Genomic DNA, 20513 nt, shown 5'->3' with positions numbered 1-20513 from the left:
TGTCGGCACCGGCATGCCGGGAGGGGAACGTTCTCGCATTTGCGAAGTTCCTTTAGTGAACGTTACTTCTTCGACACACGTCAGCTTGGCCGCGATGATGCCATCTCCTCTTCCCACATCGTCCGCATCCGCATGTCGTGATGGCCTTGCCCGGGAACCGAGGCGAAGCGGTCGATGTTCAGTCGATCAGCCAAGAACAATTTGAATCATCACGACGGGGTTGCAGTCACATGGATCATCTTGCTGGATATGCGCGCAGGCCATTTGCCTTTGTCTTGCGCTATCTTCGGAAGCGTTTGGCATCGCATCTGGTGATCCTGACCGCTGTCGTTGCAGCGGTTGCCTGCTCGGTAGGCACGCAGTACGGCGTCAAGTCGCTGGTCGACAGTCTGTCCGCGGGAACCTCGCACGGCGGCAGCGTATGGCTGGCATTCATTCTGCTCATGTCGCTGATCGCCGCCGACAATTTTTTGTGGCGGATCGCGAGCTGGACCGCGAGCTTCACCTTCGTTCGTGTCACGGGTGACTTACGCCGTGACATATTTCGTCATCTCACGGGACATTCGCCGAGCTACTTCTCCGACCGCATGCCGGGCATGCTGACCAGCCGGATTACCGCCACATCCAACGCCGTGTTCACGGTCGAGAACATGTTCGTCTGGAATGTGTTGCCGCCGTGCGTCGCCACAATTGCGGCGATCGCGCTGATTGGAACCGTCAGTCCCTATATGGCACTCGGCCTGATCGTGGTCGCCGGCGGCATGGTGGTCGCGATGTTCCGTCTCGCCGCCGCCGGCAAGCCGCTGCACGACGACTTTGCCGACAAGGCGGCCGCCGTCGATGGCGAGATGATCGACGTCATCAGCAACATGCCGCTGGTTCGTGCCTTCTGCGGGATCGGCCACGAGCATGAAAGGTTCGATGCCACTGTTAACCGGGAAGTCAACGCGCGCGGACGGAGCCTGCGTTATCTCGAAAAGCTACGGCTCATGCATGCCGCCGTGACCGTGCTCTTGACGATCGCGCTGATGGCCTGGGCGGTCACACTCTGGCAGCAGGGCGAGGCGACCACCGGCGACGTCGTTCTGGTCTGTACGCTCGGCATTTCGATCCTGAGTGCAACGCGCGATCTCGCGGTGGCGCTGGTCGACGTCACCCAGCATGTCGCGCGTCTGACCGAGGCGATCGCGACGCTCCTGACTCCACACGAGCTGCGCGATCACCCTGAGGCCGAACCGCTGGTCAAGAGCGGCGCCGCGATTGCCTTCAACAACGTCACCTTCGGCTATCCCGGCGCTGCGAAGATTTTTGAGCGCTTCAGCCTGCGCTTGCAGCCCGGCCAGCGCGTCGGCCTGGTCGGCCAGTCCGGCGGCGGCAAGTCGACGCTGTTCACGCTGCTTCAGCGCTTCTACGATGTCGACGACGGCAGCGTGACCATCGACGGCCAGGACATTTCCATGGTGACCCAGCTGAGCCTGCGCGAGGCCATCTCGGTCGTGCCGCAGGACATTTCCTTGTTTCATCGCTCCATTCGCGAGAACATCCGCTATGGCCGCCCGAACGCCACCGACGACGAGGTGCTGCGCGCGGCAATCGCGGCGCGCTGCGATTTCATCGACAGCCTGCCGGACGGCCTCGACACCATGGTCGGCGACCGCGGTGTCAAGATGTCAGGCGGCCAGCGTCAGCGCATCGCGATCGCGCGCGCCTTCCTCAAGGACGCGCCGATCCTGTTGCTGGATGAGGCGACCGCGGCGCTCGACAGCGAATCCGAGGAAGCGATCCGCGAGGCGCTGTCGCGCCTGATGCGCGGCCGAACCGTGATCGCGATTGCGCATCGGCTCGCGACGCTGCGCAATTTCGACCGGGTCATCGTGCTGAGGCATGGCAAGATCATCGAGGACGGCGCGCCCGATCGCCTGATGCAGGGCCACGGGCCCTATCGTGAGCTCGTCACGCAGGAGATGAGCCGGCTCGCAAAATTCGCCGCGTAAACCCAACAGTCGCGTTCGCGTTGGTCGCGTCTCGAAACAGGAGCAGGGGAGCCGCTCATGGCAGCCGAAGTCGTCACCAAGCTCGTCTCCGTGGCGCGGACCGTGGAGCAGGTCGCGGAGCAGCCGTTCTATATCCCGATGACGGGGCCGTCGGCGCGGCCCCGGCGCTCGCTCAAGCACGACGACACCTTCATCGTGCTCGACAGCCATGGCGACATCGGCGCATCGGCCGGCGGGCCGGACGGCCTGTTTCACCACGACACGCGCTACCTGGCGCGGCTGGAGCTGGTCCTCGACGATCTCCAGCCGCTGCTGCTCGGCTCGAACTTACGCGACGACAATTCGGCGCTGACCGTCGATCTCACCAACCCCGACATCTACCGCGACGGCAGTCTCGTGCTGCAAAAGGATCTGCTGCACATCGTGCGAACGATCTTTTTGTGGCGCGGCACCGCCTATCAACGCATCGGCGTACAGAACCACGGCGACCGGCGTACGAGCTTCGGGCTGACGCTGCTGTTCGACAATGATTTTGCCGATCTGTTCGAGGTCCGCGGCGAACGCCGCCCGCGCCGCGGCACCGGCACCAGCAAGCTGCTCGGGCCGACCGACGTGCTGTTCGAATATCGCGGTCTCGACGATGCCGCGCGCACCACGGGGCTGCATTTTGATCCACGCCCGACGCGGCTCTCGGTGAACGCAGCGACGTGGGAGATCGAGCTGGACCCGCATCAGTCGAAATCGCTGTTCGTGGCTGCGTCCTGCAACCGGCCGATCGCGGAGAAGCCGGCGCGCTTCTTCCGCGGCCTGCTCGCCCATCGCCGCGAGATGCGGCAGTCGACGATGGGCGCGGCCAGCATCGAGACCTCCAACAACATCTTCAACGAGGTGCTGTGCCAGGCCATGGCCGACCTCAACATGCTGACGACGGAGACGCCGCAAGGCCGCTATCCCTATGCCGGCATTCCCTGGTACTCGACGACGTTCGGGCGCGACGGGCTGATCACTGCGCTCCAGATGCTGTGGGTCGATCCGCGCGTCGCCAAGGGCGTGCTCAGGCGACTCGCCCATTTTCAGGCGAGTGAGGTCGACCCGCTCGCTGACGCTGCGCCCGGAAAGATCCTGCACGAGATGCGCGGCGGCGAGATGGCGGCGCTGCACGAAGTGCCGTTCTCGCAATATTACGGCAGCGTGGATTCCACGGCATTGTTCGTGCTGCTCGCCGGAAGCTATTTCGAACGGACTGGCGACGAAAAGACACTGATCGAGCTATGGCCTGCCATCGAGGCGGGGCTGGCGTGGATCGACGGCCCCGGCGACCCTGACAATGACGGGTTCGTCGAATATCAGCGCGCCACCGAGAAGGGGCTCGCCAACCAGGGCTGGAAGGATTCCTATGACGCGATCTTCCATGCCGACGGCCAGCTAGCGGAAGGCAATATCGCGCTCGCCGAAGTCCAGGGCTACGTCTACGCGGCCAAGCAGCTGGCCGCGCGCTGCGCGCTGCGGCTCGGCAAGCCGGATCGCGTGCGCAAGCTCGAGGCCGAAGCCAAGTCGCTGGCCGAGCGCTTCGAGAAGGCGTTCTGGTGCGAGGAGCTCGGCACTTATGCATTGGCCCTCGACGGCAAGAAGCGTCCCTGCAAGGTGCGAACCTCGAACGCCGGACAGGTCCTGTTCAGCGGCATGATCCGCGAGGACCGCGCACGCCTCGTGGCCGCCGATTTGATGCAGCCGCATTTCTTCTCGGGCTGGGGCATCCGCACCGTCGCCGTCGGCGAGGTGCGCTACAACCCGATGTCGTATCATGACGGCTCGATCTGGCCGCACGACAACGCGCTGATCGCGCTCGGGCTTGCGCGCTACGGCCTCAAGCATTCGGTGGCGCATGTCTTCAAGGGGCTGTTCGACGCCGCCAGCTACATGGATTTGCGGCGGCTGCCCGAATTGTTCTGCGGCTTCCGCCGCGAGAAGCGGCGCGGCCCGACGCTCTATCCCGTCGCCTGCGCCCCGCAGGCCTGGGCCAGCGCGACGCCATTCACCTTGCTGGAGGCGGCGCTCGGCATCGAGTTCGACGTGGCGCGCGGCGAGATCCGCCTGCGCAACCCGCATCTGCCGCCGTTTTTGAACGAGGTCATCCTGCGGGATCTGCGGCTGGGCGAATCCGCCGTGGATCTGCGCGTCAGCCGCCACGGCGACGACGTGGCGCTGGAAGTGCTGCGCACGCGCGGCCAGATCCAGGTGTCGATCGTGCTGGCGCGCTAGCGGCGCGCAAGGAGGGACCATGCGTACGATCGGAGCGTTGATCCTGAGCGTGGCCTTCGTCGCGGGCTTGACGAGCGCCGTATCGCGTGCGGCTGAGGAGACGCCTGCGGCGGCTCCCACGACGCCTCCGAGTGAAGCGAATGCGCCGGCCACGGTGCAGCCGCCGGCATCCACTGTGACCGTCACGCCGAAGGATGCCGCGCCGCCGCCGTCGGTGACCATCATCGGTGCGAGCGATGCTCATGGCGTGCTCGGCCGGGACGTGCGCAGCGCTGCCGACGAGGACATGGGCCGCATCGTCGACGTCGTCGTCGACCGGACCGGCCATGTCCGCGCCGCCGTGATCGATTTCGGCGGCTTTCTCGGCGTCGGCAGCCGCAAGATCGTGGTGGACTGGAACGCCATGCGATTCGGCAAGATCGCCAACAAGAAGGACAGCATCACGCTGGAATTGACCAAGGCGCAGGTCGCGGCCGCGCCTGAGTACAAGGAAGACATGCCGATGGTCGTGCTCGGCGCGTCCGGCAGCCTTCAACCGCTGCAAGCTGTTCAGTGAGGCGCCGGGAGGGCTGATCGCCTGTGCTTTTGTCGAAGCCGAACCGTGCGGATCGCGAGGGGCGCGTTGAACAGGACAACGTCGTCGCGCGGCCGCCTGCGGGCATGCCGGCGCCGTCGCGCCAAAGCCTGCGCGGTCTCGACTGGTTCATCTTCTTCCTAGCCGACGTGCAGACCGGGTTCGGGCCCTTCATCGCGGTTTATCTTACGACGCAAAAATGGACCCAGGTCGAGATCGGCCTCGTGCTGTCGATCGGCGGCATCGTCGCGCTGATCGGCCAGATGCCGGGCGGCGCCATCATCGATGCCGCAAAATCGGAGCGGCTGGTGGCGGGACTTGCCATTGCGACGATCGGCTGCTGTGCACTCGCCTATGCCGCAATGCCAATCTTCCCGGTGGTGGTGGCAGCCGCCACCCTGCACGCCGCGGCAAGCTGCGTGCTGGGCCCGGCGATCGCGGCGATCAGCCTTGGCCTCGTCGGTCCGTTCGCGATCGGCGAGCGGCTCGGCCGCAATGCGCGCTTTGCATCGCTCGGCAACGGCGTCGCCGCCGCGGTGATGGGCACCGCCGGTTATCTGCTGTCGAGCCGCTCGGTATTCCTGGTCACCTTCCTGCTGGCGATCCCGACCCTGATCGCGCTGTCGCGCATCCGCGAGGAGGAGGTCGACATCGCGCGCTGTCACGGCGCGATGCCGCGCGAGGCGGAGGATCGTGGCGATACCAATATCTGGCATTTGATCCGGCAAAAGCCGCTGATCGTCTTTGCGCTGAGTGTCTTGCTGTTGCAACTGGCCAACGCCGCGATGATGCCGCTGATGGCAAGCGCGGTGACGGCGCGGTCGAGCCAGTGGGCGACGGTGCTCGTCGCCTTCTGCATCGTCGTGCCGCAGGTGATCGTGGCGCTGCTATCCCCTTCAGTCGGACGCAAGGCGCAACTCTGGGGCCGCCGGCCGCTGCTGCTGATCGGGTTCGCCGCGCTGACGATTCGCGGCGTGTTGTTCGCGACCGTGCGCGATCCCTATCTGCTGGTGGCGGTGCAGGTGTTCGACGGCTTCACCGCGGCGGTATTCGCGGTGATGATCCCGCTGATCGTGGCCGACGTCGCCTTCGGCAGCGGTCATTTCAATCTCGCGCAGGGCATCGTCGGCACGGCAACGGGCATCGGCGCGGCGCTGAGCACGGCGCTTGGCGGCTATGTCAGCGACAAGTTCGGCAATGCCACCGCCTTCTTCGGGCTGTCGAGCATCGCTGCGACGGGGTTTCTTCTGATCTTGCTGGTGATGCCGGAGACGCGGCGCAGGGGCGTGATCGCGACGAAAGAAATGGTCGGCTGAACGCATTCAACCGGCCGTAAGTGGGGGAAGATCGAAAAATCAGGCGTCGAGATTGTGCAGGCGCGCCCGGTTGCGCAGTACGATCTGGCGGGCGCCGGAAAAACCTAAAATGCCCTGGGCGTGAAGTTGCGACAGCGCGCGCGACACGGTTTCGAGGGTAAGGCCGAGATAGTCGCCGATGTCGCGGCGGCACATCGGCAGCGCCATCATGCCGGCAACGGCAAGGCGACGGTCCATTTCGAGCAGGAAGGTCGCGACGCGCTCCATCGCGGTCTTGCGGCCCAAGAGCAGCATGTGGTCTTCGGCGTGGCGCAGCTCGCCAGCCGTCATCGCCCATAGCTTGCGGGCGACCAGCACGTCGGTGCCGGCTGCCTTATCGAGGCTGGCGCGCTTCACGAGGCGTACATTAGTGTCGATGATGGCTTCAGCGGCAAGGCGGTGGGTGGAGCCGGATTCGAGGCCGAACACGTCGCCGGAAAGATGGAAGGCGCCGATCTGACGGCGGCCGTCGGAGAGAAGCTTGTAGCTGCGCACGGCGCCTGACACGACCTGGTAGACATATTCGGCCGGCTCGTCCTCACCATAGATCTCCTCGTCCTTGCGGTAGGAGAACTCGGTGGCGACAAGTCCGGCATGGCCGGCGATCGCGCCGAACTGGTCGGACACGGGATGGGCAGGGGCGATCTTGCCACGAACTTGCGTGTTGATCGCCTGGGTGTTGAGCGTCTGGGTCAGCATCTGCGCCATCTCCGTTGTGATGACGCTTTGGTACGCGGTAACAGATGCTTCGAAAATTTCGCGAGATATCTTAGGGAGGTTTACCTACGTAGAACCCCGTAGGTCAATTTCGCCGACGGCCCTGGATGGCGTGGCGGATGCGTTTGACCAGGTTTTCGTCCAGAAGCGGCTTCAAGATGACGTCCTTGACGCCCGCGGCCGCCGCACGGGCCGAGATATTACCGTCCGGATACCCGGTGATCAGGATCACCGGGATATCGCCGTCGGCTTGGCGCAGCCGGCCGGCCAGCTCGATGCCATTGATGTCGGGCATCTTGTAGTCGATCACGTAGCAATCGGCGCCCGGCGCGCCGCTGGCATTGAGCAGCGCCGTCGCATTCCTGAAGGTCCGCACGGCAAAACCGTCGGTTTCCAACAGAAATTGCAGGGAGCCCAGCACGGCGGCATCGTCGTCGACCACGTAGATTGTGGGCTTTGCCGCTGACGCCATTGGGAGCCGCTGAGGGTGCGAGCCAATCTCGATCATGCAGCCTTGGCTATCACAGCCAAAAGCGGCGAACTTGACTTGCCTCAATCCCCCAGCATGCCGGCGCGCATCGCCAGCCGGACCAGTTCTGAGAGGCTGCCCGCCTGCATCTTGGTCATGACATTGGCCCGGTACACTTCGATGGTGCGCGGGCTGATGTCGTATTCCCTGGCGATCAGCTTGTTGGAGAGGCCCGCGATGAGCCCTTCCATGACCTGCCGTTCCCTGGGACTCAAGGAGGCGACGCGGCCGGCGATATCCTGCGTGACGGCCTCGTTCTTGGCTGCCGGCTCGGCCTGTCGGATCGCGCTCTCGATCATGGCGGTGAGGCGGTCGTCCTCGAACGGCTTTTCGAGAAAGTCGACTGCGCCTAACTTCATCGCCTCGACCGCGAGCGGCACGTCGCCATGACCTGTCATGATCAGGATCGGGAACGGGCTTTGCCGCGCTTTCATCCGCTTCAACAGCTCGATGCCGTCGAGGCCGGGCATACGCACGTCGGAGACGACGCAGCCGAAGGTGAGGCCGGGCAGGGCGTCGAGGAAGCCTTGCGCGTTGTCGAACAGCGTGACGCCGAAGCCGCAGGACTCCAGCAGGAAGTTCAGCGAGTCCCGCATCGCGGCGTCGTCGTCGATGACGTAGACATGTCCCTTGGTCGCCATTGATCAGTTCTCGTCGGCTGCCGGAAGAGTGAAGCGGAATGTCGCGCCGCCCGATGCGTTGCTCTCTGCCCACATGCGGCCGCCGTGAGCCTCGATGATCGAGCGGCTGATGGACAGTCCCACGCCCATGCCGGCGTCTTTGGTGGTGAAGAAGGTCTGGAACAGGTTTGGAATGACGCCGTCCTGGAAGCCGGAGCCGGTGTCGGAGACTTCCACCTCGATCATGTCGTCACTGACGCGTTTGTTGGCGACCACGAGTTCGCGCCGCGGCGATTGCGCCATCGCCTCGAGCGCGTTGCGGAACAGATTGACCAGCACCTGCTGGATCTGCACGCGGTCGGCGAGGACGAGATCGGCGTCCGGATCGAGGCTGAAGCGGAGCTGCACGTTCTGCTCGCGTGCACCCGCAAGGCCGAGCGCGCCGGCCTCCTCGATCAGCTTGGACAGGCTCTCGACCCGCTTCTCCGATTCGCCGCGGGAGACGAAATCGCGCAGGCGCCGGATGATCTGGCCGGCGCGCAAGGCCTGCTCCGCCGCACGATCCATCGCGCTTTCGATCTTCGGCGTGTTGGGATCGGTGCTGCCGGCAAGCAGCCGCCGCGAGCCCTTCATGTAATTGCTGATTGCCGCCAGCGGCTGGTTGATCTCGTGCGCGAGCGCGGTCGCCATTTCGCCCATCGCGGTCAGCCGCGAGACGTGGACGAGCTCGGATTGCAACTCCTGGAGCCGCGCCTGGGTCTGCTGGTGTTCGGTGAGGTCGCGGACGAAGCCGGTGAAATAGGGCTCGCCGCCGGACTGCATCTCGCCGATCGACAGATGCATCGGGAAGGTGGTGCCGTCGCGGCGCTTGCCGGTCACGATGCGGCCGATGCCGATGATGTGCGGATCGCCGGTCGTGCGATAGCGCGCAAGGTAGCTGTCGTGGCGGGCACGGTCAGGCTCCGGCATCAGGATGCTGACGTTCTGGCCGATCGCCTCCTGCTCGGACAAGCCGAACAGGCGCTCCGCCGCCGTGCTGAACAGCTGGATGATGCCTTGGCCGTCGATGACGATCATGGCATCGGGGACGGTGTGGAGAATGGAGCGGAGGTGGGTCTCGCGCGTGCGCAGCGTCTCCTCGACCTGCTTCTCCGCGTCGATATCGAGGAAGATGCCGCTAAGATGACGGGCGGCGCCGGAATCGTCGCGAATGAGTCCGGCCCGGGCGCGGATCCACTGTCCCCCGCCGGACGCATCGGCCACCTTGAAGGACACGTCGAAGCCGCCGCCGCCTTCGCTGACGCGCTTGATCGCGCTCTGGACGCGTTCGCGGTCGCCTGGCTCCAGGCGTGACAGGAACAGGTCGTAACTGGCCGGCTGGTTTGGCTCGATGCCGAGCAGGGCCCTTGCGGTATCGGACCAGTCCAGTTCGCGCGTCTTGAGGTCGAGATCCCAGGTGCCGACGCCGAACCCTTCGATCCGGACCCGGAAATGCTCACCGCGGCCATCGTCCGGCGGATGCGTTACACGGGTCGGCGACAATCGATTGCTCCTCGTCTCTTGCGGTCCTCAGGTGCCGCGAACATGACGGCAATTTCGCTCATGGCCGGGCCGGAGGCAAGTTCGGATGTCTGATTCCATTGGCGGATTTCCTGCTGGGGCCGTCTGGCGATTTGATCTACCTCATCTCGCCTTGTCACGGCGAGGCTAGATTTCACGCCAGTTCATTGCTGTGCGGAGACTCCCGATGACATACGCGACCGTGATGGTCAGCCTGGCGCTCGATCAGTCCAACGAGGCGCGTCTTCAAGTCGCGGGTGAGCTCGCCGAGCGATTCGAGGCTGTTATTGTGGGTGTCGCAGCGGCCCGGTTCACGCCGCCGCTCTATTTCACCGACGGCGCCGAGGCCCAGTCGCTGATCGACGAGGGCGAAGCCTCCGTCAAGCGGCGCCTTGCCGATCTGGAGGCCCAGTTCCGCGCTGCGACCAAGACTCGTGGCGGGCGCGCGGAGTGGCGCAGCGCCATGGATTTTCCGGCGCGATTCGCACTGGTGCAGGCGCGCTGCGCCGACATCATCGTCAGCGGCGGGCAGAGCCCGGCCTTCTCCGACGCGTTTGCGCTCGCAAGCCCCAAGGATTTGGTGATACAGGCGGGACGGCCGCTTCTGGTGGTCCCTGACAATGTGAACTGGCTCGACCTGCGCAGCGTGCTGGTGGCGTGGAAGGATACGCCGGAGGCGCGGCGCGCGGTGGCCGATGCGCTGCCGATGCTCCGCAAGGCGAGGGATATCACCATCGTCGAAATTCCGGAGCAGGGCGACGACCGCTCGGCCGTGATGGCCGGCGTCACCGACGTCGCCGCCTGGCTCGCCCGTCACGGCGTCACCGCGAGCGCGCGCATCTGCGAGGCCTCCGGAAGCGAAACCGCCGCGGCGCAATTGGAGAAGGTTGCCGGCGACGTCGGCGCCGGCCTGATCGTGGCGGGGGCCTATGGTCATTCGAGGTTTCGCGAGCTGATCCTGGGCGGCGTCACCCAGCATCTGGTCACGCAACCGGTGCGCAGCGTGCTGCTGTCGCACTGACGGCCGGCTAATAGCTATTCGAGGAGGACGCGCCGTGTACAAGTTTCTCGAACTGACCGTCGACGGCTACATGACCCGCAATGTCAGGACAGTGCCGCGGGACCAGGACCTGCTCGCGCTCAGCGAGATGTTCGAGCGCGACGATTTCAACTCCTATCCGGTCCAGGATGACGGGCAGGTGGTCGGCATCGTCACCAAGTTCGACATCCTCAAGTGTTTTGCTTTCACGCCGAGCCAGATGCTGCCGCGCTATCATGATTTGATGAGCCGCAAGATCGGCGACGTCATGACCCCGGAGTTCATTTATGTCAGCCCCGACACGCGGCTGACGCGCGTGCTCCAGATCATGGTCGAGCACCGCATCCGGAGCATCATCGTGCTCGACGGCGCGCAGAACCTGGTCGGAATCATCGCCCGCGAGGACGTCATCAAGGCGCTGAAGGCGACGGCGACCGATTGACTTTTCCTTTCTCCCCATGTGGGAGAAGGTGGCGCGAAGCGCCGGATGAGGGGTCTCTCTCCGCGGAGAGACCTTCGCTGCGGAGCCAACCCCTCACCCTAATGAGATTGCCGCACCGTCCTCGCTGCCCTCTCCCGCAAGGGGAGAGGGCACTTCAACTGGCGCTGCATTGCTCACATTAACAGAAATCCATCTCCCTTGATTTCAATCAATTCCCCGCGAGGGTAAATGTGGTTTCTGGCGGCGTGTTCTTTCGAAAGAGAATCCGCGATGAGCCAACCCTCCATCTCCAAATCGATGACAACAGGCGAAAGCGGCCTGGCTGTCGTGTTCGCGGTCACCGCCTTCCTTTGCGTGATCGCCGCGGCCAAGGCGGTCGATACGCCCTTCGCCTTCCATGCCGCGCTCAGCGCGGCGGCGAGCCTCGCTGCGGTGTTCTGCATCGTCAACCGCTACTTCGATCGCCCGGCGGCGCTGCCGCAGGCCGAGATCAACGGGCGGCCCAACTACAATATGGGCCCGATCAAGTTCTCCTCCTTCATGGCGATGTTCTGGGGCATTGCCGGCTTCCTGGTCGGCCTCATCATCGCCTCGCAGCTGGCCTGGCCCGCGCTGAATTTCGATCTGCCCTGGACCAGTTTTGGCCGCCTGCGGCCGCTGCACACCTCGGCGGTGATCTTCGCCTTCGGCGGCAACGTGCTGATCGCGACGTCGTTCTACGTCGTGCAGAAGTCGTGCCGCGTTCGCCTCGCCGGCGATCTCGCGCCCTGGTTCGTCGTGGTCGGCTACAACTTCTTCATTCTGATCGCCGGCACCGGCTATCTGCTCGGCGTGACCCAGTCGAAGGAATATGCCGAGCCGGAATGGTATGCCGATCTCTGGCTGACCATTGTCTGGGTCACTTACCTGCTGGTCTTCCTCGCCACGCTCATCAAGCGCAAGGAGCCGCATATCTTCGTCGCGAACTGGTTCTATCTCGCCTTCATCGTGACGATCGCGGTCCTGCATCTCGGCAACAACCCGGCGCTGCCGGTCTCGGTGTTCGGCTCGAAATCCTACGTCGCCTGGGGCGGCATCCAGGATGCGATGTTCCAGTGGTGGTACGGCCACAACGCGGTCGGCTTCTTCCTGACCGCCGGCTTCCTCGCCATCATGTACTACTTCATCCCGAAGCGCGCCGAGCGGCCGATCTATTCGTACCGCCTCTCGATCATCCATTTCTGGGCGCTGATCTTCCTCTACATCTGGGCAGGTCCCCATCATCTGCACTACACGGCGCTGCCGGACTGGACGCAGACGCTCGGCATGACCTTCTCGATCATGCTGTGGATGCCCTCCTGGGGCGGCATGATCAACGGCCTGATGACGCTGTCGGGAGCCTGGGACAAGCTGCGCACCGATCCCGTGCTGCGCATGCTGGTGGTCTCCGTCGCCTTCTACGGCATGTCGACCTTCGAGGGCCCGATGATGTCGATCAAGGTGGTGAACTCGCTCAGCCACTACACCGACTGGACCATCGGCCATGTGCATTCCGGTGCGCTCGGCTGGGTCGGCTTCGTCTCCTTCGGCGCGCTCTATTGCCTGGTGCCATGGGCGTGGAATCGCAAGGGCCTCTACAGCCTGAAACTCGTCAACTGGCACTTCTGGATCGCGACGCTCGGCATCGTGCTCTACATCTCGGCGATGTGGGTGTCCGGCATTCTCCAGGGCCTGATGTGGCGCGCCTATACCTCGCTCGGCTTCCTCGAATATTCCTTTATCGAGACCGTCGAGGCGATGCATCCCTTCTACATCATCCGCGCCGCCGGCGGCGGGCTGTTCCTGATCGGAGCGCTGATCATGGCCTACAATCTCTGGATGACCGTTCGCGTCGGCGAACAGGAAGTCCAGATGCCCGTCGCGCTTCAGCCGGCGGAATGAGGAGTTTTCCATGTCGTTCTGGACACGCCACCAAATCTTCGAAAAGAACTCGATCATCCTGATCGTCGGCATCCTGCTGGTGATCGCGATCGGCGGTCTCGTCGAGATCACGCCGCTGTTCTACCTCAAGAGCACGATCGAGGCGGTCGACGGCGTCAGGCCGTACACGCCGCTGGAGCTTGCGGGACGCAACGTCTATGTCCGCGAAGGCTGCTATCTCTGCCATTCCCAGATGATCCGGCCGCTGCGCGACGAGGTCGAGCGCTATGGCCACTTCTCGCTCGCCGCCGAGAGCATGTACGACCACCCGTTCCAATGGGGATCCAAGCGTACCGGTCCGGACCTTGCCCGCGTCGGCGCAAAATATTCCGACGATTGGCACGTCACCCATCTGACCAACCCGCGCGCGATCGTGCCGCAATCGGTGATGCCCGGCTATCCGTTCCTCAGCGCAACGGAGGTCGATCCCGATACGATCGCCGACCATATGAAGACGCTCAAGGCCATCGGCACGCCCTACACCGACGACCAGATCGCCAACGCCGGTGCGGACATGAAGGCGCAGGCCGATCCCGACAATGCCGGCAGCAATGCCTTCAGCAAGCGCTACGCCAAGGCCGTGGTGCGCAATTTCGACGGCAAAACGGGAACGCCGACCGAGATGGACGCGCTGATCGCCTATTTGCAGATGCTCGGCACGCTGGTCGACTTCAAGATCTACAACGAGAAAGCCAATCTTCGCTGAGAAGGCATCAACGATGAAAGCCATCCTGACACTCGACAATCTCGCGTCCGGTCTCGTCACCACGATCTGGACGCCGGTCTTCGTCGCGATCTTTCTCGCGATCATCACCTACGCATTCTGGCCTCGCAACAAGGCCGCCTTCGACGAAGCAGCCCACCTGCCGTTGCGGGAGGAGTAAGAGATCATGACCGATCATCATAGCGACATCGATTCCGTCACCGGCAGGTCCACGACCGGGCATGAGTGGGACGGGATCAAGGAGCTCAACACGCCGCTGCCGCGCTGGTGGGTGATCTGCTTCTATCTCACCATCCTCTGGGCGATCGGCTACTGGATCGTCTATCCGGCCTGGCCGCTGATCTCGGGCAATACGACCGGGCTGTTCGGCTACTCGACGCGCGCCAGCCTCGCGGTGGAGCTCGCCAATCTCGATTCTGTCCGCGGCGAGAAGATGGTGGCGCTGGCGGCGGCGCCGCTCGCCGACATCGAGAAGGATCCGGCCTTGCTGGCGCTCGCCCGCGCCAAGGGCAAGACCGTGTTCGGCGACAATTGCGCGCCATGCCACGGCTCCGGCGGCGCCGGCGCCAAGGGCTTTCCGAACCTGAACGACGACGACTGGCTGTGGGGCGGCACGCTCGAGCAGATCATGCAGACCATCCAGTTCGGCGCCCGCTCGGGCCACGCCAAGGCGCATGAGGGCCAGATGCTGGCCTTCGGCAAGGACGGCGTGCTGAAGAGCGACGAGATCGTCACGGTCGCCAATTATGTCCGCGCGTTGGCGGGCCTTCCGACCCGCAAGGGCTATGACGCCGCCAAGGGCGAGAAGATCTTTGCGGAGAATTGCGTCGCCTGCCATGGCGACGGCGGCAAGGGCAATCCGGAGATGGGCGCGCCCAACCTGACCGACAAGATCTGGCTTTACGGTTCGGACGAGGCCACCCTGATCGAGACCATCAGCCTGGGCCGCGCCGGGGTGATGCCGGCCTGGGAAGGGCGGCTCGACCCCGCCACGATCAAGGCGATGGCGGTCTATGTCCACTCGCTGGGCGGCGGAAAGTAGCCTGACGACAACAAGCGGGGGCGAACAAAACCGCCCCCGCTTGAGCTGGATCAACTGACGCAGCTGCGTCGGGTCTAGGTTTAATCGCACCTTGTCGAGAAGTTCTAGAGCGATGAACAAGACCGTGAACCCGAACGAACTCACATCGGACGACGACGGCGGGCCGCTCTACGTAGCCCAGAAGAAGGTGTATCCCCAAAGTATTTCCGGCACCTTCCGCCGCATCAAATGGGGTCTGATGGCATTCTGCCTCGGCGTCTATTACTTGCTGCCCTTCGTGCGCTGGAACCGCGGCCTTGGCGCGCCAAGCCAGGCGGTGCTGATCGATCTTCCCAACAGCCGCTTCTATTTCTTCTTCATCGAGCTGTGGCCGCAGGAGGTCTATTATTTCACCGGCCTGCTGATCGTCGCCGCGATCACGCTGTTCCTGATGAACTCCGTCGGCGGCCGCATCTGGTGCGGCTATCTCTGTCCGCAGACGGTGTGGACCGATTTGTTCTACGCCGTCGAACGTTTCGTCGAGGGCGACCGCCGCGAGCGGATGAAAAAGGACAAATCGTCCGGCCTGACGCTGCGGCGCGTCGGCGAGCTCGCACTCAAGCACACGATCTGGCTCATGATCGCCTGGTGGACCGGCGGCGCCTGGGTGCTGTATTTCAACGATGCGCCGACGCTGGTGAAGGAGCTCGTCACCTTCCAGGCGCCTGTCATCGCCTATATCTGGATCGGCATCCTGACCGCCACGACCTATGTGCTCGCCGGCTACATGCGGGAACAGGTCTGCACCTATATGTGCCCGTGGCCGCGGATCCAGGCCGCGCTCACCGACGAATGGGCGCTCAACGTCACCTATCGCTACGACCGCGGCGAGAAGCGCACCTCGGTCAAGAAGGCGGCCGAGCTGCGCGCGCTCGGCGAGCACGTCGGCGACTGCGTCGATTGCTATCAATGTGTCGCGGTCTGCCCGACCGGCATCGATATCCGCAACGGGCCGCAGCTCGAATGCATCCAGTGCGGGCTGTGCATCGATGCCTGCGACAACGTCATGACCAAGATCGGCCGGCCGACCCGCCTGATCGGCTATGACAACGACATCAACATCCATCGCCGCGAGGAGGGGAAGGCGCCGATCTACAAGGTCGTGCGCGGCCGGACCGTGGTCTACAGCGCGATTATCGCAGCCGTCGGCAGCTTCATGATATACACGCTGGCGACCCGAAGCCTGCTCGACGTCAACGTGCTGCACGACCGCAATCCGGTGGCGGTCAAGCTCAGCGACGGCTCGATCCGCAACGCCTATACGGTGCGGCTGCTCAACAAGAGCGGCTATGATCGCGTCATCGCGATCGACGCGTATGGTCCGGTCAATTTGACCACACATGTCGTCGGCGCCGATTCCGTGACGCCTGACAGGCCGATGATCGTGATCCCGCGGGATAGCACCAGCGAGCTGCGCCTGCTCGTCACCGCGCCGGCCGATGGCAATCCGGAAAAGTCGATCCCCGTGCGCTTCCGCGTCACCGATATCGGGCTCGGCGAGGTCGCATCCACCACCGACAATTTCGTCGCGCCGTAAAACCAGGAGATCGCCATGGCCACCAAGCCGCTGACCGGAACAAAAGTGTTCCTGATGCTGGTCGCCTTTTTCGGAATCGTGATCGGCGTCAACGTGACCATGATGAAGCTCGCAATCGCGACGCTGCCCGGCACCGATGTCGACAGTCCCTATGCCACGGGCCTCACCTATGACCGCGAGATTTCTGCGGCGCAGGATCAGGCCGCGCGGAAATGGAAAGTCAGTGCGCATATCGAGCGGCGCGCCGATGGCGCCGCCACGGTTCAGGTCGAGGCGCGCGACGCGGCGGGCCAGCCGGTGACCGGATTGAAATTCGGCGGCCGCCTGGAGCGTCCGACCGACAAGCGCGCCGATCTCGCGGTCGAACTCTCCGAGGCCGGCATCGGGATCTATCGCGGCAATGCCGCCGCCGTCGCGCCGGGGCAATGGGACCTGGTGATCGAGGGCGATGCGAAGGGCGAGCGCGTGTTCATGTCGCGCAACCGCGTGATCCTGAATTGAGGGATTTGTCATGCAGTTCACGCGCGACTTCTCGCATTATGTCCGGGCCGCGGGCGAAGGCCTCCAGCACATCGATCTCGCGGTCGAAGGCGTTCACTGCGCCGGCTGCATGGCCAAGATCGAGCGCGGGCTCTCCGCAATTCCCGATGTCACGCTGGCGCGTGTGAACCTTACGGACCGGCGCATCGCGCTGGAGTGGAAACAAGGCACGCTCGACCCGGCGCGATTCATCGACCGGCTCGAGGAGCTCGGCTACAAGGCTTACCCTTACGAGACCGAAAGCGCGGAGGTGGCCGAAGTCGCGGAATCGCGCTTCCTGCTGCGCTGCCTCGGCGTCGCCGCGTTCGCCACCATGAACGTGATGATGCTGTCGATCCCGGTGTGGTCGGGCAATGTTTCGGACATGCTGCCGGAGCAGCGCGACTTCTTCCACTGGCTGTCAGCGCTGATCGCGCTGCCGGCGGCGGCCTATGCCGGCCAGCCGTTCTTCCGCTCGGCCTGGCGCGCGCTGTCTTCCAAGACCACCAACATGGACGTGCCGATCTCGATCGGCGTGTGCCTTGCGCTCGGCATGTCCGTGGTCGAGACCATCAACCACGCTGAGCATGCCTATTTCGACGCGGCGATCATGCTGCTGACCTTCCTGCTGGTCGGCCGCGTCCTCGATCAGAACATGCGCCGCCGGACCCGCGCGGTCGCCGGCAATCTGGCCGCACTCAAGGCGGAGACCGCGGCCAAATTCGTCGGGCCCGATGAAATATCTCAAGTGCCGGTCGCCGCGATCCATCCCGGCGACATCGTGTTGCTCAGGCCCGGCGAACGTTGTGCGGTCGACGGCACCGTGATCGAGGGCCGTTCGGAAATCGACCAGAGCCTGATCACCGGCGAGACGCTCTATGTCACGGCCGGGCAGGGCACGCCGGTCTATGCCGGCTCCATGAATATCTCGGGCACGCTGCGGGTGAGGGTCTCGGCGGCGTCGGAGGCGACGCTGCTCGCCGAGATCACGCGGCTGCTCGACAATGCGCTGCAGGCGCGCTCGCGCTACATGCGGCTCGCCGACCGCGCTTCGCGGCTCTACGCGCCGGTGGTGCATGCGACCGCGCTCTTCACCATTTTGGGCTGGGTCCTTTTCGGTGCGAGCTGGCATGATGCGATCGTGACGGGTGTCGCGGTGCTGATCATTACGTGTCCCTGCGCACTGGGGCTTGCCATTCCGACCGCGCAGACGGTGGCCTCGGGTGCGATGTTCAGGGCGGGCGTGCTGCTCAATTCCGGCGACGCCATCGAGCGGCTGGCCGAAGCCGACCACGTCATCTTCGACAAGACCGGCACGCTGACGCTGCCCGGTCTCGAAGTCATCAACGCCGCCGATATCCCCGCAGACATTTTCGAGCTCGCCGGCCGGCTCGCGTTGTCGAGCCATCATCCGGTCGCCGCTGCGGTCGCGCAGGCTGCCGGCGCGCGATCGCCTGTTATCGATGCGGTCGAGGAGGCCGGGCAGGGCGTGCGGGCAACGGTGGACGGCATCGAGCTTCGCCTTGGCCGTCCGTCTTTCTGCGGCGCCGAGGGCCTCGTCGGGTTGACCGACGATCTCGATCCGGAAGCGTCTATCGTCGCGTTCAGCAAGGGGCCAGCAAAATTCATCCTCTCGGTGCGCCAGGGCCTGCGCCCGGATGCCCAGGCTGTGATTGCGGCGCTGAAGGCACGCAACATCGGTATCGAAATTCTCTCCGGCGACCGCGAGGCGGCGGTGATCGCGGCGGCCCATGCGCTGAGCATTACCGAATGGCGCGCCGGCGTGACGCCGGCCGACAAGATCGCACGGATCGAGGAATTGAAGCGGCGCGGCGTCAAGGTGCTGATGGTCGGCGATGGCATGAACGACGCGCCCTCGCTCGCGGCAGCCCATGTCTCGATGTCGCCGATCTCGGCCGCGCATTTAAGCCAGGCGACCGCCGATCTCGTCTTCCTCGGCCGCCCGCTGGCCCCGGTCGTTGCCGCGATCGATTCCGCGCGCAAGGCGCTGCATCTGATGCGGCAGAACCTCTGGCTTGCGATCCTTTATAATGTCCTCGCCGTGCCGGTCGCGATCAGCGGTGTCGTGACGCCTCTGATCGCGGCTGCCGCCATGAGCGGCTCGTCGATCCTGGTCATGCTGAACTCGCTGCGGGCACGCAGCCGCGCGCGGGAGATCGTCTGATGGAGATTCTGGTCATCCTGGTGCCGCTCGCGCTGATGCTCGGTCTTGCCGGCCTCGCCGGCTTCCTCTGGTCACTCCGCAGCGGCCAGTACGACGATCTCGACGGCGCGGCCTGGCGCGCCATTGCCGATGACGAGCCGCCGCAGGAAGCGCCGGCCAAGCGCTAGCGCTTCAAGGCGAACGTTAGCAGGGCCGCGGCCGCGAGGGCCACGCCGACCCCGGCAACACACGCGTGCCAGCCGAAGCTGTCGAACAGACGCCCGAGCACGGCGGTGCCGACCAGTCCGCCGCTGAAATAGCACGCGAGATAAGTGCCGCTGGCGACGCCGCGGTTGTCGGCCGCGGTCTGTCCGACGAATCCGGTGGCGGCGGCTTGTGCGAAAAAGGTCCCGACGCCGACCAGAATCATGCCGGTCAGGACCTCGGACAGATGCGGCGCCAGCATCAGCGGCAGGCCCAGTCCGGCGACGGCCAGCGAACCCCAGATCGTCGACCGCGTTCCGAGGCGTGACGCGACCCGGCCGGCCAGCAACGTCGTGATCACCGACGGCAGGAAGACGAAATAGACGAGGCCCAGGTCCATCATGCCCAGCGACAGCGGTGGCCGCACCAGCACGAAATTGACGAAGGTGAAGGTGCCGATGAAGGCGAACAGGATGCAGAAGCCGATGCCGAAGGCGGCGCGCAACCGCGGCTCGCGCCAATGTGCGATCATGGCGGCGAGCGGCGATGTCGCCGGCATCGTCGCATGCATCGGTTGGACGCGCTGGATGGTGAAATAGACCAGTGCCGCGCCGGCGAGGTTGAGGGCTGCGAAGACATAGAAATTCCAGGCAAGGCCAAGGCTATCGGCGACCGCCGCCGAGATCAGCCGGCCGACGAGGTTGCTCGCGACATTGCCTGTGATGTAGGCGGCAAAGGTGCCGCCGGCGTCCACGGCGCTGCATTGCTCGCCGAGATAGGCGAGGGTGAGTGCGAAAGCGGATGCCATGCAGACGCCTTGCGCGATCCGCAAGGCGGTGAAGACGGCAAGGTTTGGCGCCGACGCCAGCAGGCCGGTCGGTATCGCCAGCAGCGTCAGGCTGAGCAGGATGCCGGTCCGCCGGTTGATATGCGGGCTGAAGAAGCCGACGACGAGGCTCGCGACAGCCATGCCGAAGGTGCTGGCATTGACGGCAAAGCTCATCGCCGCCGGCATGACGCCGTAATGGCGCGTCAGCGAAGGCAGGATCGCCTGCGTTGCGAAGAGATCGACGACGGTCAGGAATGCGGTGAGGCCGATGACGAGCGAGCGGAGCGCGAGCCCCGGGGAATGCCCATCCATCGTCATCGCGTCCAGCTTGATGGGCGCGGATAGATCAGTCATGGCGTGCTTGTCCTATGAAGGATGTGGCGCCCGGCATGCGGGCAGCATGG

General features: G+C 64.6%; 19 protein-coding genes. 14 read left to right on the top strand and 5 right to left on the bottom strand.

Annotated features, from left to right (window positions below; genetic code table 11):
* Window positions 1-230 precede the first annotated feature (230 nt).
* The 4 genes from IVB29_RS06530 to IVB29_RS06515 are packed head-to-tail and all read left to right on the top strand — an operon-like array spanning window position 231 to window position 6146.
* Complete coding sequence (locus tag IVB29_RS06530; protein WP_247502576.1) at window positions 231-1994, top strand: ABC transporter ATP-binding protein; 1764 nt, start codon at window positions 231-233, stop codon at window positions 1992-1994.
* Between the two features lie 57 nt (window positions 1995-2051).
* The gene (locus IVB29_RS06525) at window positions 2052-4256 is read left to right on the top strand and encodes an amylo-alpha-1,6-glucosidase (protein ID WP_247502575.1); all 2205 of its coding nucleotides are present in this window, start codon (window positions 2052-2054) and stop codon (window positions 4254-4256) included.
* A 19-nt stretch (window positions 4257-4275) separates the two neighbouring features.
* Window positions 4276-4812, top strand: a complete 537-nt coding sequence (locus IVB29_RS06520; RefSeq protein WP_247502574.1) for a PRC-barrel domain-containing protein — start codon at window positions 4276-4278, stop codon at window positions 4810-4812.
* A gap of 23 nt (window positions 4813-4835) precedes the next feature.
* Window positions 4836-6146, top strand: a complete 1311-nt coding sequence (locus IVB29_RS06515) for an MFS transporter (RefSeq protein ID WP_247502573.1) — start codon at window positions 4836-4838, stop codon at window positions 6144-6146.
* Window positions 6147-6185: 39 nt separating this feature from the next.
* Here IVB29_RS06515 and IVB29_RS06510 read toward each other — a convergent pair whose 3' ends face one another.
* The 4 genes from IVB29_RS06510 to fixL form a co-directional block, all read right to left on the bottom strand.
* Complete coding sequence (locus tag IVB29_RS06510; protein WP_247502572.1) at window positions 6186-6884, bottom strand: helix-turn-helix domain-containing protein; 699 nt, start codon at window positions 6882-6884, stop codon at window positions 6186-6188.
* Between the two features lie 103 nt (window positions 6885-6987).
* On the bottom strand, window positions 6988-7410 hold the full coding sequence (locus IVB29_RS06505; RefSeq protein ID WP_247502571.1) for a response regulator: 423 nt from the start codon (window positions 7408-7410) through the stop codon (window positions 6988-6990).
* A 44-nt stretch (window positions 7411-7454) separates the two neighbouring features.
* Window positions 7455-8072: a response regulator FixJ gene (gene fixJ, locus IVB29_RS06500; RefSeq protein WP_247502570.1), complete on the bottom strand. Its 618-nt coding sequence runs from the start codon at window positions 8070-8072 to the stop codon at window positions 7455-7457.
* Window positions 8073-8075: 3 nt separating this feature from the next.
* Entirely contained in the window at window positions 8076-9593 is a 1518-nt protein-coding gene (fixL, locus tag IVB29_RS06495; RefSeq protein ID WP_247502569.1) for a sensor protein FixL, read from the bottom strand.
* Window positions 9594-9798: 205 nt separating this feature from the next.
* On the opposite strand from fixL, the gene IVB29_RS06490 reads away from it, so the two are divergent.
* The 10 genes from IVB29_RS06490 to ccoS all read left to right on the top strand — a co-directional run bounded on the left by IVB29_RS06490 (window position 9799) and on the right by ccoS (window position 19264).
* Window positions 9799-10632 (top strand): universal stress protein, encoded by an 834-nt coding sequence (locus IVB29_RS06490; protein WP_247502568.1) that lies wholly within the window; start codon window positions 9799-9801, stop codon window positions 10630-10632.
* A 34-nt stretch (window positions 10633-10666) separates the two neighbouring features.
* Window positions 10667-11092 carry a CBS domain-containing protein gene (locus tag IVB29_RS06485; RefSeq protein ID WP_247502567.1) on the top strand — a complete coding sequence of 142 codons (426 nt, stop codon included), beginning with the start codon at window positions 10667-10669 and terminating at the stop codon, window positions 11090-11092.
* Between the two features lie 270 nt (window positions 11093-11362).
* Window positions 11363-13012: a cytochrome-c oxidase, cbb3-type subunit I gene (gene ccoN / locus IVB29_RS06480; RefSeq protein ID WP_247502566.1), complete on the top strand. Its 1650-nt coding sequence runs from the start codon at window positions 11363-11365 to the stop codon at window positions 13010-13012.
* A 10-nt stretch (window positions 13013-13022) separates the two neighbouring features.
* On the top strand, window positions 13023-13757 hold the full coding sequence (ccoO, locus tag IVB29_RS06475; protein WP_247502565.1) for a cytochrome-c oxidase, cbb3-type subunit II: 735 nt from the start codon (window positions 13023-13025) through the stop codon (window positions 13755-13757).
* 13 nt (window positions 13758-13770) lie between these two features.
* Window positions 13771-13935: a cbb3-type cytochrome c oxidase subunit 3 gene (locus tag IVB29_RS06470; protein ID WP_247502564.1), complete on the top strand. Its 165-nt coding sequence runs from the start codon at window positions 13771-13773 to the stop codon at window positions 13933-13935.
* Between the two features lie 6 nt (window positions 13936-13941).
* On the top strand, window positions 13942-14817 hold the full coding sequence (gene ccoP, locus IVB29_RS06465; RefSeq protein WP_247502563.1) for a cytochrome-c oxidase, cbb3-type subunit III: 876 nt from the start codon (window positions 13942-13944) through the stop codon (window positions 14815-14817).
* Between the two features lie 112 nt (window positions 14818-14929).
* Window positions 14930-16393, top strand: a complete 1464-nt coding sequence (gene ccoG / locus IVB29_RS06460; protein WP_247502562.1) for a cytochrome c oxidase accessory protein CcoG — start codon at window positions 14930-14932, stop codon at window positions 16391-16393.
* Window positions 16394-16408: 15 nt separating this feature from the next.
* Window positions 16409-16894 carry a FixH family protein gene (locus IVB29_RS06455; protein ID WP_247502561.1) on the top strand — a complete coding sequence of 162 codons (486 nt, stop codon included), beginning with the start codon at window positions 16409-16411 and terminating at the stop codon, window positions 16892-16894.
* 10 nt (window positions 16895-16904) lie between these two features.
* Window positions 16905-19097 carry a cation-translocating P-type ATPase gene (locus IVB29_RS06450; RefSeq protein WP_247502560.1) on the top strand — a complete coding sequence of 731 codons (2193 nt, stop codon included), beginning with the start codon at window positions 16905-16907 and terminating at the stop codon, window positions 19095-19097.
* Window positions 19097-19264, top strand: coding sequence for a cbb3-type cytochrome oxidase assembly protein CcoS (gene ccoS, locus IVB29_RS06445; RefSeq protein ID WP_129271966.1), 168 nt, complete (start codon window positions 19097-19099; stop codon window positions 19262-19264). The genes IVB29_RS06450 and ccoS overlap by 1 nt, the downstream gene beginning before the upstream one ends.
* On the opposite strand, the gene IVB29_RS06440 is transcribed toward ccoS, so the two are convergent.
* Window positions 19261-20463 carry an MFS transporter gene (locus IVB29_RS06440; RefSeq protein WP_247502559.1) on the bottom strand — a complete coding sequence of 401 codons (1203 nt, stop codon included), beginning with the start codon at window positions 20461-20463 and terminating at the stop codon, window positions 19261-19263. The genes ccoS and IVB29_RS06440 overlap by 4 nt on opposite strands.
* Window positions 20464-20513: the final 50 nt, after the last annotated feature.

The organism is Bradyrhizobium sp. 1 (assembly GCF_023073315.1).
Taxonomy (GTDB): domain Bacteria; phylum Pseudomonadota; class Alphaproteobacteria; order Rhizobiales; family Xanthobacteraceae; genus Bradyrhizobium.
Note: the sequence above shows the minus strand (reverse complement) of the source record. Positions and strands in the feature narration are given on the sequence as shown.